The organism is Candidatus Phytoplasma melaleucae (assembly GCF_030588185.1).
Classification (GTDB): domain Bacteria; phylum Bacillota_I; class Bacilli_A; order Acholeplasmatales; family Acholeplasmataceae; genus Phytoplasma; species Phytoplasma melaleucae.
On sequence record NZ_JAOSID010000004.1, the window covers coordinates 37,321 to 48,927 of the forward strand.

The window sequence follows — 11,607 nt, forward strand, 5'->3', positions numbered from 1 at the left end:
ATTATTTTTAAATTAAAACTAAATGAAAAATTATAAAATACAAAACAACTTTAGAAAATTAAATAGACAAAATATTATTTATTTACTTTTTCTTTAAATATCATATTTATGTGCTTTTTTGTAACACAAAAGATAAATTTTAATCTTTTGTTGATTAAAATAATATACCTAGTAAATCAGTAATACTCTCAATATCATTAGAATTTCGTTTTTTTCATTAAACCTCTAAAAAATTACTTAATATTTTTTAAAATTTAGTTTCGATATACATATTTTGTTTGCTGACAAAACGATTTTGTGGATGTTCTCTGCACTCTTTACAGCAACTACCCAAGTACTTATACTCATTTCTTTCACTGCATAAAATTTGTTCATTGCAATCAGGATTAGCGCAATTAACATATCTTTCGCAAGGACTTTGATCGAAAAAATCTTTCCCTACAATATTGTGTTCGTATCTATTTACTTTAACAGATATTCTTTCATCAAAGACATACATTTGTCCCTCAAACAATTTCCCTTGAATTTCTGGATCTTGTCCATAATTAATTATGCCACCTTTTAACTGGTAAACTTCATGAATGCCTTTATTTTGTAGAAAAACAGAAAATTTTTCGCAACGAACTCCTCCGGTACAATAAATTAAAACTTTTCTCTCTCGTAACAAAGATATATTTTCATCAGTCCATTTTGGAAGATCACGAAAATTACGTATATTAGGGTTAATAGCATTTTGAAAATGACCTAATTGGTATTCATAATTATTACGAACATCTAATATTAAAACTTCTTTATGTTGTGATAAAACATAAAATTCCTTAGGAGTTAAATAATTCATTCTTCTGCTGTTAGGAAACACATCTTGTTCTAATTTTAGAGATACTATTTCTTTTTTATACTTAACAGAAAGTTTTGGAAAAAGATGTTTATATGACTTTTCTATTTTGAAATCAGTTTCATAAAAACGCGAATCTTGTTGCAAATTTTTTATGTAAGTATGAATATTATTCGCTAATCCGGATAAAGTACCATTAATACCTTCATGCGAAATAATAACTCTGCCTAACAGACATAATTTTTTACAATATTCCGAATGTAATTGGCAAAAAGTTGGGGCATCTTCGATATAAGTATAATTATAAAATAAAATAATTAGATAATCAGCTTTTTTTTCAAATATCATAAATTAAAATCATTCCTATCTTATTAAAGATGTCTCTTTTAAAATTTAAATTAAAAATTTTTATCTACTAACTTCATTAAACAAGCATTTTGTTTATATTTCAAATAATCTAATGATTTTAAATATTCTAGAGTAGAAAAAGGAACTAAAAAAGACATTGCCTCAAAATCCCCCTGAATAAATAATTTCCTTACTTGAGTAGCAGAAATAGGTTTTTCCTGATAAGTTATTCGTGGACAAATTATTAATTCTAAGTTTTTGACTTTAAAAACCTCTTTCATAATATTATTATACAAATTAGTAGTGTAAGAAAAAGGTTCTTCGCCTACAAAACGTTTATGAATTCCTAATCTGTCAGCAATATAAATACTAAAAATATTAGCATCCAAAATAACTTGTTGGTGAATCGCTTCCTCTTTAGAAGGCAAAAAATAAGAAGGGAAAATGTTTTTAGAAACTAAATAGTTGCTTCCTTCTAATATACAAACATTAATATACTTTTTAGTTCCTAAACAAGTCATTTTAAAACGTTGATAATAGGTAAAAAAAGAACTCTCCTCTTTGACCAGAATTACATAAACAAAATCACTTCTTATAGATGCTTGTTGAACAAGATACTCATGTCCTTTAGTAAAAGGATTTGCGTTCATCACAATAGCAGAAATATTACTATATTTAGATAAAACATTGTTTTTTTTATGGGTTAAATAAGTTAAATATCGTTCAAACAAATCATATCTATTAGTTAAAAAACCGAATTTGTCGTTATAATAAATAATTTCAAATCCTAAATGTCTGAAAATACTAAAGTAAACAGGTTTAGTAAAAACAAAAACTTCCTGAAAATTATTTTGATAAATCCTTTTAACCATGAAATCAACTAAAGTATTAGCCACATTATTACCTTGATAATTAATATCGATCGCAAGACATCGAATATTATTATAAAAACGGCCGATTACTCCAATTATTTGTTGTGGGGTGTTGTCAGCAGCATAAATAATTGCATATTCATTAACAAGGTCATCTTTTAAACCTAAATATAATAAAAATTCTTGGATTTTAGATATTGTTTTTTGGTCTTCAGGTAAAACAATTTTCGGTTCTGGAATCACATCTAGAAAAATATGTACCACCTCTGATTTTATATTTTTAATAATAAAGACTCAAAAAAAGATACTCCGTTTATATATATTTAGAAAAATATTTCAAACATAAATAATCATAAAATAAATTATCCTCAATATTTTAACATTAAAAACAATATTTTATAAGTATTTATCCATAATATAAGAAATTTTTGGTAAAATAAAAATTAAAAAAATAATTCCTATAACACAATTAACAAAACAAGGTAAAAAACAATAACAAAAACACAGAAAAAACAATTTACTATTTAAACACCATTCAAAAGGTAACCGAGCAAATAAAACTGGAAATGCACTAATAATGTGTTTAGAATAAACATAATAACTAGAGATGAGAAAAAAGATCATTCTGAAAAAACTAATTATTATTGTACTTGCTAGGATGTTTTTTTTATTGGTAATATGAGTCATTTTCTTATTATGAAAAAAACCTGAAACGCTGATGAATAAATCAGGCAAAACATAATCAAATATACAAGATATCATTAAAGAACTTATGTTTAATTGTAATGTTTCGTGCATTCCCAATAATGACAAATAGCCTTTACATAAATGATAAAAAGCATAACATAAACAAACAATAAAACCAACTAAAAATCCTTCTAAAAAACCTGACAAGAATAAAATAATAAAAGATATTTTGAAAAATTGACCTCCTAAAGGCATTTTAAGAAAGGGCATTAATATATTTGAAAAAAAATCCATAAAAATAGTCATTGAAACAAAAACAGAAATCATAAAAATTTTATTTAAAAGATTTTTTTTTTGCATGAATTATACAAACCTACTAACTTTAATATTTATATCATTTTAATTTCATTCCTAAGAATAAGCACAAACAAAATTAACTATTAACTAAGTATTAAAAGTGTTCCTCCATATTAGTTCCATAAAATAAATAATTGAAGGAAATAAGATAGCTAACCAAATACCAAGACAAGCCCCAATAAAAGTACCTAAGGTAATTCCGAACACTCCCTTTTTTAATCCTAGAAAAGTTATACAAATAATAATCCCTATATACATAGACTTTAATCCAATAACTGTTTCTTCAGACTCTGTAATATCATTTGTTTGAAGTTCAATAATTTCTTTATTATTAAAAACATTAGAAAAATGAACTTTATTATTTTTATAAATATCTCTGTTAATTTTACAAGATATAATAAAAAAAATAAAAAAAATATTTATTATACAAATGATAAAAGCAAAAAATTTGCTATGCCAAAAATTATGGCAACAAAACTTCTTCCATATAAATTCTAGTTTATTCATCATAATTATTCAAATATATTCTCCTTTTTCATAAATAATTTCTACTAAACACAAACCTTCCCCATCTAGGCAACAATGGCATCTAAATCAAACCCAAATACAATTAAGTGTTTTGTCTTTAAAAATTTTTGCAAATTTTGCAAATCTATATTTCTATTTTTTTTAGGAAATAGAGATAATAAATTTTCATGTATTAAATACTCAAATTTAGAATGACAAATCAAAGTTTCTCTGCTTAACCCAAAAATATCTAAAGCTCCTGCAAAAATTAAATTTTCCAATAAATTATTATTAAGAATATGTTTTACTCTTTGTTTGAAATCGTAAAAATCATAAAATTTTTGTTTTTCTCTTTCTTTTATAATTGTTAAGCAAATATCTTCGCTAATACCAGAAATTAATGTTAAAGGCAATAAAAGTTTACCTTCCCATAGCTTGTAATTAGCTTCGCTTTGTAAAATATTAGGTTTTAAAAGACAAACTTCTTTTTTTATTTTAATTAGTAATTCGCTGGTTTTCTGAGAATCTTTTTTGTATTCATCTAAAAAAACTAGACCAAAAAAAAGAAAATAATGAGTTTTTAGATAAGCCATTTTGTAGCTTATTATAGCATAAGCTATTGCGTGACTTTTGTTAAAAGTGTAATTAGAAAATTTCGAAATATAATCGTAAACTTGTGATGATAATTCCGGAGAATGTTTTTGTATTTTCACACTGTTATAAATAAATTCCTTTTTAAGTTCATTTTCATTCAAATATGTTTTCTGATTTTTAATCATTCGTTTCATAAAAAATTCAGATTCGGCTAAATTATAACCTGCAAAATGATAAATCATCTCCATGATTTGTTCTTGATATAATAAAATTCCGTATGTTTTTTGCAATATAAAGTCAAAATCAAAATGAATAAAATTTTTTTTTAATTTTTGTTTGTTAGTACAATATAAGTCTATAAATTTTTTTGGTCCTGGTCTATTAAAAGATAAAACATCTGCTAAATCTTCAATAGTTTGAGGTCTAATTTTTTTTAAAATATTTTTCGCAGTATCGGATTCCAATTGAAAAATATAATCAGTATCCCCTGTTTGTAACGTATGATAAGTTTTTGCATCATTTAAAGAAATTTGATGCCAAGATATTTGTTGAGTTTGATCAATATTTTTCAAAATTTTTTCTATTACAGATAAACTTTTTAAATTCAACAAATCCATTTTCATTAATCCTATTCGTGATAATTGTGAATGATCAAATCGAACTTGATACAATATAGAAGAATGAGAATGATTTAATTGAATAGGGTAATTGTGAAGTAGATGTTTATTTGTAATCACAATTCCTGACGGATGAGTACCTACAAATCTAGGAATACCTTTTACTATATTTGAAATGTCGTTATACAACGATTCATTAAAATCATGATTTAAATCTGACATTAATGTCTTAATAGAATAAGTATTAAAAGTAATAAGATTAGCCACATAATCTACGCCGTATTTGTTAATGATGTATTTTATTATTATATCTATTTTATCATCTGGAAAATCTAAATCGATATCCGGAATAGTTTTTTTTTGATCATTTAGAAATCTTTCAAAAAGAAGATTATATTTCAAAGGGTCAACTTCTGTAATTTGCAAACAGAAACAAACCAAAGAACTAACTGAAGAACCTCTGCCTGGGCCTAATAAAATTCCTTTTTTCTTAGAGTAATTAACTAAATCTGCAACAATTAAAAAATAATCTACGCAATTCATTTGTTCAATAAGATGAAGTTCTTTTTCCAATTGCCGGTTATAAAGATCAAAAGATATTTTGTGGGTTTTTTTATAAAAAGATAAAAATAAAAAAACAATTCTCTTTAAATATTGAAAGGACTTTTGCCGTTCAAAACTATTAAAAGAAGGCAAATGTAATTGTTTAGAAAAAACATGATTATATGTAACAGAATCTAGAAAAGTTTTTAAGTCAAGAAAATTCTTTTGATAAATATCCAAAAAAGGTTTATATTTTAAAAAAATTTGTTCTTTATCTAAAAATTGAACGGATAAATCTTCATTTTTCAAGCTATTTGATTTAGATAATTGTTTTAACAATTCATAAACTTTTTTTTCTTTCAACTCTAAATAGTTAGTCTTATGAGTGATAACAACTTTAATATTTAATTTGGATACTATTAATAGAAATAAATTAGCAGAATATTCTAATAAGTAAGATTGCAAAGAAAGACCGAAAAAAAAACACTTTAAATAAATTTGAAAATGTTTTAAAACCTCTGTTACTAAAACTTCTTCTTCAGGCAAATCTAACCACTTTTGTTTTAACATATCACAAAAAATTAAATCTATATTAGATAATATAGCAAAAATACCGTCTTGTAAATTATTTATTTCTGATAAAGTAATTTTACCATTTATTTGGATAATATTAGAAATTTTAGTTAAATTATTAATTCCAATATCATTGGAAGCATAAACCAAAAGCCCAATCAAAATATTGCGAGAAAACATATTAACTGTAACTCTAATTTTCATGCCTACCAAAGGTTTAATCTTATATTTTTCACAAACAGAAACTAATTCAAGCATTCCATATAAATTCTCAAAATCACTCAGAGCCACAAAATCATACTGATTTTCTTTAGCTTTTTTCACCAAAGATTCAACAGAATTAACACTTTGTTTTATACTATAAAAACTTTGAAGATAAAAAACACCTGTCATGACAAATCCCCTAATTATTTACAAAACATAAAAAATGAAAAAAACATAATTCGCATAAATTAATTTGGAAATATTAATTTAATACTTTTTTTAAGTTTCTTTTATAATCTTCAGTTTCAAATACGTAGATTAGGTAGTATTCATAATCTAAATGAACTAATTTGGTTTCTGCAAAATAAAAAGATTCTAGGAATAAAGCTATCATATAAACAACGTATTCGTGTCTATCATCAAAATAAAAATCATTATTTTGTAAGTAATATAATAATTTTTTTTGTAAAAAATCAATATTAGTTTCTATTTCTGAAATAGAAAATTTTTCCATAATTTTATTGGACAGTTTTATTATGTAAATATTCATTGTGCTATAATGCTGATTATAAAGATCATTTGTAAAACTCAAAAAATATAAAAATAAATCCTTTATTTTTTTAGATATCTTAATTTGATTCATTTGCATAAAATCCTTTTAATAAATTCCATGACTATAACATGCACAAAAAACTGAAGAAATTATGGCATTGACTTTTTATGTTTAAAATGAGGAAATAAAATAACATCTCGAATATTAGAGTTATCTGTCAAAAGCATTACCAAACGATCTATACCAATTCCTAATCCACCAGTAGGAGGCATGCCGTATTCTAAAGTTTCAATAAAATCATGATCTAACTCATCAATTTCGCAATCTCCCAAAGTTTTTTGTATTAATTGATTCTCAAAACGTTTCTTTTGTTCAAGAGGATCGTTTAATTCGCTAAAAGCATTGACTAACTCTTTGCCTGCCACAAATAATTCAAATCTATCTGTAAATCTTTCATCTCGCAAATTAATCTGAGCTAAAGGACTTATTTCTAATGGATAGTTATAAATAAAAGTAGGTTGAATAAGAGTAGGTTCTACAAATTTCTCAAAAAAAGCCGATATTATATGTCCCCTATTATAAAAAGGTTTTAAAGGTATATCGTTTTTATGAGCTAATTCTTTGCAATCCGATAAAGACATATTTTGATAAAAATCAATGCCCGTTTTTGCTTTAATTATTTCTATCATATCAAAGCGATAAAATTGATTAAAGTTTATTTTTTGGCCTTGATACGTAAAAACCAAAGTCCCTAAAATTTGTTGACAAACCTCTTTTAAACAAGATTCAGTTAAAGACATCATACCTTCCATATCAGAATAGGCTAAATAAGCCTCTATAGTGGTAAACTCAGGATTATGATTGGCATCTATGCCTTCGTTTCTAAAAACTCTTCCTAACTCATAAACTGCTCCCAACCCGCCTACAATTAATTTTTTTAATGGAATTTCTGTTGCTATTCGTAAATAGAAATCAGAATCTAAGGCATTGTGATGAGTAACAAAAGGTTTAGCAGAAGCGCCACCGAAAACAGAATTTAAAATAGGAGTTTCTACTTCTAAAAAATTTTTGTTATCAAAAAAATTTCTAATAGCTTTAATAATCTTAGATCGATAAAGAAAAGTTTTTCTTGTTTTAGAATTTATAATTAAATCTAAATAACGTTTTTTTCTAATAATTTCTTTATCTTTTAACCCTTTGTGTTTATCAGGAAGGGGGATTAAACTTTTACTTAAATGTATAAACTCAGTAGCTTTAATTGTTAATTCATCAGTTTTAGTTTTAAACAAATAACCTATAATACCTACAATATCTCCTAAATCGGCATTTTTATAAATTAAAAAAGCTTTTTCAGACACTAAATTTTGATTTAGATAAACTTGAATTTGGTCATCAAAATCTTGTAGTTGTAAAAAACCCGCTTTCCCTTGGATTCTTTTTAAAACGATTCTTCCTGCTACTTCAACTATAATTTGGCTATTTTCTAATTTAGAACTTTCAACTAATTTATGTTTTTTTAATAAATCGCTAATTTTATTCTTAACAGTAAATTTATTTCGAAAAGGATCTACATTTAATTCTTGTAAATATTTTAATTTTTCTTTTCTAATAATAAACTGCTCTGTAAATTGTTCTGACCCCATAAGTTAAACAAATTTCTCCTTTCTCATAAATTATATATCATTTGGCATAATATAATAAATTTAATGATTTAAATTTTTCTCGTTACATTAATTTTTTATGTATAAAAAAGAGTTTATTAATTTTTTTCACTGATATAAAAAAAAATCATATTACATTAAATATGAAACATAAACACCTTAATAATAAATAAAAAAAGAATCTTTTTCACAAAGATTCTAATGACAAAATAATGTGCATAAGCCATGTTCTGTACTTATTTCAATAAATAAATAAGTTGTGATCATTTATCTCTATTTTGAGATTGCAAAATAGCATAAAAATCGCCTAAATCAAAAATAGGAAATGACAATTTTATGTGCCCCTACCTTTTTTTGGGTTGTTAGCTTGAGGGGTTTACCGCGTTTCACTTAATTATTTCTAATTAAATCGTCTCTGTGGCACTTTATTTTTATTTTCATAAACTTATTAAAAATAAGTTCTTAGAATCTAAAAAGCCGTTACTTTAATTAAAGTACCTTAAGTTATTATCTTCCTTAAGCACAAACATTACATGTTTTTCCTAAAACATGTGCTAACATGGACTTTCCTAAACTTAATATTATATATTAAAGCCTTAATCACCTTCCACCATTTTGTCATTAAATATTCTAACAAAATTATTTCAATATTTCTACTATGCAAAAATAATTATTATGTTGTGCTTGTTTATTATTAGCTTGTTTTTTCATATTTTAATCTAAAACCAAAGATAAATCAATTTTACCTTTATCATTAATGTAAATACACTTTGCCAATATCTTTTGTCCTATGACTAAGATGTCCTCTACCTTATTCACTTTAGCGCTAGAAAGTTTACTAATATGAATAAAACCTTCAATTCCTGGAAAAATTTGTACTATAGCAGCAAAGGAGTTACCACTTTTTTTATCATATAAAATTCTTAAAATAGTTACTTCATATACTTTATCAACTCGAATCTCTTGGACTAAATTTAAAATATAATTAGCTGTTTTTAACACAATATCCTCATTGTGATGCATAATAAAAATTCTTCCGTCTTGTTCAATATCTATTTTTACATTATCATAATTATCAATTATTTGACTAATCACCTTGCCGCCTGTTCCTATAATATCACGAATTTTATCAATAGGGACATTAATGATTTTGACTTTAGGAATATAATTAGACATTTTAGATCGAGGTTTATTGATGACAATATTCATTTTTTGTAGAATTTCTATTCTGCCAATTCGTGCTTTTTCTAGAACTTCTTCTAAAATATGAAAGCTGACAGTTTCTATCTTAATATCCATTTGCAAAGCAGTTATTCCTTTTTCAGTTCCTGCAACTTTAAAATCCATATCTCCTTTTTGATCTTCCAGTCCTTGAATGTCACTTAGAATAACGTATTTGTCTTCATCTTTCTCTTCTCGAAATAATCCCATAGCAATTCCTGCTACAGGTCTTTTTAAAGGAACGCCAGCATCCATTAAAGCCATCGAAGAAGCGCAAATAGTAGCTTGCGAAGAAGAACCATTAGACTCTAAAATTTCCGAAACTATTCTGATGGTATATGGAAATTCTTGTTCCAAAGGCAAAACATGACACAAAGCTTTTTTAGCTAACACTCCATGCCCAATCTCTCTTCGAGAAGGCATAATGTATCTTCCTATTGAACCTACAGAAAAAGGAGGAGAATTATAATGCACAATAAAAGCTTCTTTTTCTTCGCTTGTTAAATCATCAATTAATTTACCTTCGCTTAAAGCTCCTATAGTAACAACTGCTAAACTCTGTGTTTCTCCTCTTGTAAAAAGAGCCGACCCATGAGCACGAGGAAGTAAACCTATCTCTCCCGCAATTTTTCTGATCTCATCAGCATTTCTGCCATCGATTCTTTTTTTGTCTTTAATAATCATTTCCCTTACTATAGATGTTAATAAACGATCAAAAAGCAAAACCACTTTGTCTAAATATTGTTTTTGTTTTTCAAAATCAAAAACAGTTACTTGTTCAATTGTTTTGAAAAAAGCTTTGTTTTGATATGTTTGAATGATTGTTTCTTTTAAATGTTCGATATCTAACGATAGTGAATTCTTAAGTTTTCGTTTTCGAACACTTTTATTTAAAATACTTCTAAGTCTAGATTTATATTGATCTTTAATTTGATCATATAACTCGTTGTCTTCATCTTTTACAGTTGGGGGAACAAATATTAATTTTTTTTTATTTATTATTTTTTGGATTTTTTCTTGGAAAAGACAAAGTTTTTTAATAAATTGATGCCCAAACAACATGGCTTCCATTAATTGTGCTTCTGGAATTTCTTTAGCAACAGTTTCTATCATATTTAAACTATCTTTAGTGCCAGCAATAGTTAATAAAAAATCTGATTTTTCTCTTTGTTGGGGATCTGGATTAATAATCAATTTATTTTCTACCTTCCCCACACAAATTCCTGAAACAGCTTTATAAAAAGGTGCATCTGAAACCAATAAAGTTAGAGAACTAATAAAAATAGCAAGAATTTCATTATTACAATCTTTATCATTACTTAAAACAGTGTTAATAATCTGAATTTCTTTTTTAAATTGTTTACATAATAACGGTCTTAAACTTCTATCCACTAAGCGAGCATATAATATTTCACAATCAGAAGGTTTACCTTCTCTTTTAAAAAAATTGCCAGGTATCTTTCCTGCTGCGTAAAATTTTTCTTGATAAAATATTGTTAAAGGTAAATAATTAAGATTACTATCTTTTGTACCAATAATTACAACACTTAATAAAACACTATCTTTATAACGTATTAATACAGAGCTATCAGCTTGTTTAGCTAGTCGATTAATTTCAACAGTTAATAAATTATTTTCAAAAGTAGTTTGAAATTTTTTATAACTCATTCAAAATCCTCTTTTTTGTTAATATAGCAATTAATTCATTTTATAAAAACTACTTTTGAAAATAAAAATTAATCAATTTGAAAATATGAAAACGGCACATAAACAGTAAATAGATAAATATAAATTAAAAATATAATTAGTATTAATTTGGCGCCTATGCTAGGGATCGAACCTAGGACATTCTGATTAACAGTCAGATGCTCTACCAACTGAGCTACATAGGCATAAAAAAAAGTCATTAAGCAGGAATCGAACCCGCAACCTACTGATTACAAGTCAGTTGCTCTTCCAATTGAGCTATTTTGGCCCTGATGATGTTCACTCGTAGGAAGATGGTAGAGGATGAGGGACTTGAACCCCCGACTTT

The 11,607-nt window shown here is 25.7% G+C and carries 8 protein-coding genes, 2 tRNA genes and 1 other RNA gene; all 11 read right to left on the reverse strand.

The window, feature by feature from the left end; genetic code table 11:
- Positions 1-247: 247 nt before the first annotated feature.
- The 11 genes from trhO to OC680_RS01480 all read right to left on the reverse strand — a co-directional run bounded on the left by trhO (position 248) and on the right by OC680_RS01480 (position 11,542).
- Entirely contained in the window at positions 248-1,183 is a 936-nt protein-coding gene (gene trhO, locus OC680_RS01430) for an oxygen-dependent tRNA uridine(34) hydroxylase TrhO (protein ID WP_304515348.1), read from the reverse strand.
- Between the two features lie 50 nt (positions 1,184-1,233).
- On the reverse strand, positions 1,234-2,319 hold the full coding sequence (locus OC680_RS01435) for a nucleotidyl transferase family protein (protein ID WP_304515349.1): 1,086 nt from the start codon (positions 2,317-2,319) through the stop codon (positions 1,234-1,236).
- Positions 2,320-2,451: 132 nt separating this feature from the next.
- Positions 2,452-3,102, reverse strand: a complete 651-nt coding sequence (locus OC680_RS01440; RefSeq protein ID WP_304515350.1) for a hypothetical protein — start codon at positions 3,100-3,102, stop codon at positions 2,452-2,454.
- An 84-nt stretch (positions 3,103-3,186) separates the two neighbouring features.
- Positions 3,187-3,609, reverse strand: coding sequence for a hypothetical protein (locus OC680_RS01445; protein WP_304515351.1), 423 nt, complete (start codon positions 3,607-3,609; stop codon positions 3,187-3,189).
- A 62-nt stretch (positions 3,610-3,671) separates the two neighbouring features.
- The gene (locus tag OC680_RS01450) at positions 3,672-6,326 is read right to left on the reverse strand and encodes a helix-hairpin-helix domain-containing protein (RefSeq protein ID WP_304515352.1); all 2,655 of its coding nucleotides are present in this window, start codon (positions 6,324-6,326) and stop codon (positions 3,672-3,674) included.
- A 73-nt stretch (positions 6,327-6,399) separates the two neighbouring features.
- Positions 6,400-6,780, reverse strand: coding sequence for a hypothetical protein (locus tag OC680_RS01455; protein WP_304515353.1), 381 nt, complete (start codon positions 6,778-6,780; stop codon positions 6,400-6,402).
- 59 nt (positions 6,781-6,839) lie between these two features.
- On the reverse strand, positions 6,840-8,333 hold the full coding sequence (gene lysS, locus OC680_RS01460) for a lysine--tRNA ligase (protein WP_304515354.1): 1,494 nt from the start codon (positions 8,331-8,333) through the stop codon (positions 6,840-6,842).
- 232 nt (positions 8,334-8,565) lie between these two features.
- Positions 8,566-8,963, reverse strand: an RNA gene (gene rnpB / locus OC680_RS01465) — RNase P RNA component class B.
- Positions 8,964-9,065: 102 nt separating this feature from the next.
- Positions 9,066-11,240 carry a polyribonucleotide nucleotidyltransferase gene (locus OC680_RS01470; protein ID WP_304515355.1) on the reverse strand — a complete coding sequence of 725 codons (2,175 nt, stop codon included), beginning with the start codon at positions 11,238-11,240 and terminating at the stop codon, positions 9,066-9,068.
- A gap of 148 nt (positions 11,241-11,388) precedes the next feature.
- A tRNA-Asn gene (locus OC680_RS01475) sits at positions 11,389-11,464 on the reverse strand.
- An 11-nt stretch (positions 11,465-11,475) separates the two neighbouring features.
- Positions 11,476-11,542, reverse strand: a tRNA-Thr gene (locus tag OC680_RS01480).
- Positions 11,543-11,607: the final 65 nt, after the last annotated feature.

Coding starts and splice junctions, on each gene's coding strand:
- OC680_RS01455 (WP_304515353.1), bottom strand. CDS start 6,780: ATGAATCAAATTAAGATATCTAAAAAAATAAAGGATTTATTTTTATAT.
- trhO (WP_304515348.1), bottom strand. CDS start 1,183: ATGATATTTGAAAAAAAAGCTGATTATCTAATTATTTTATTTTATAAT.
- OC680_RS01450 (WP_304515352.1), bottom strand. CDS start 6,326: ATGACAGGTGTTTTTTATCTTCAAAGTTTTTATAGTATAAAACAAAGT.
- OC680_RS01445 (WP_304515351.1), bottom strand. CDS start 3,609: ATGATGAATAAACTAGAATTTATATGGAAGAAGTTTTGTTGCCATAAT.
- OC680_RS01440 (WP_304515350.1), bottom strand. CDS start 3,102: ATGCAAAAAAAAAATCTTTTAAATAAAATTTTTATGATTTCTGTTTTT.
- OC680_RS01470 (WP_304515355.1), bottom strand. CDS start 11,240: ATGAGTTATAAAAAATTTCAAACTACTTTTGAAAATAATTTATTAACT.
- lysS (WP_304515354.1), bottom strand. CDS start 8,333: ATGGGGTCAGAACAATTTACAGAGCAGTTTATTATTAGAAAAGAAAAA.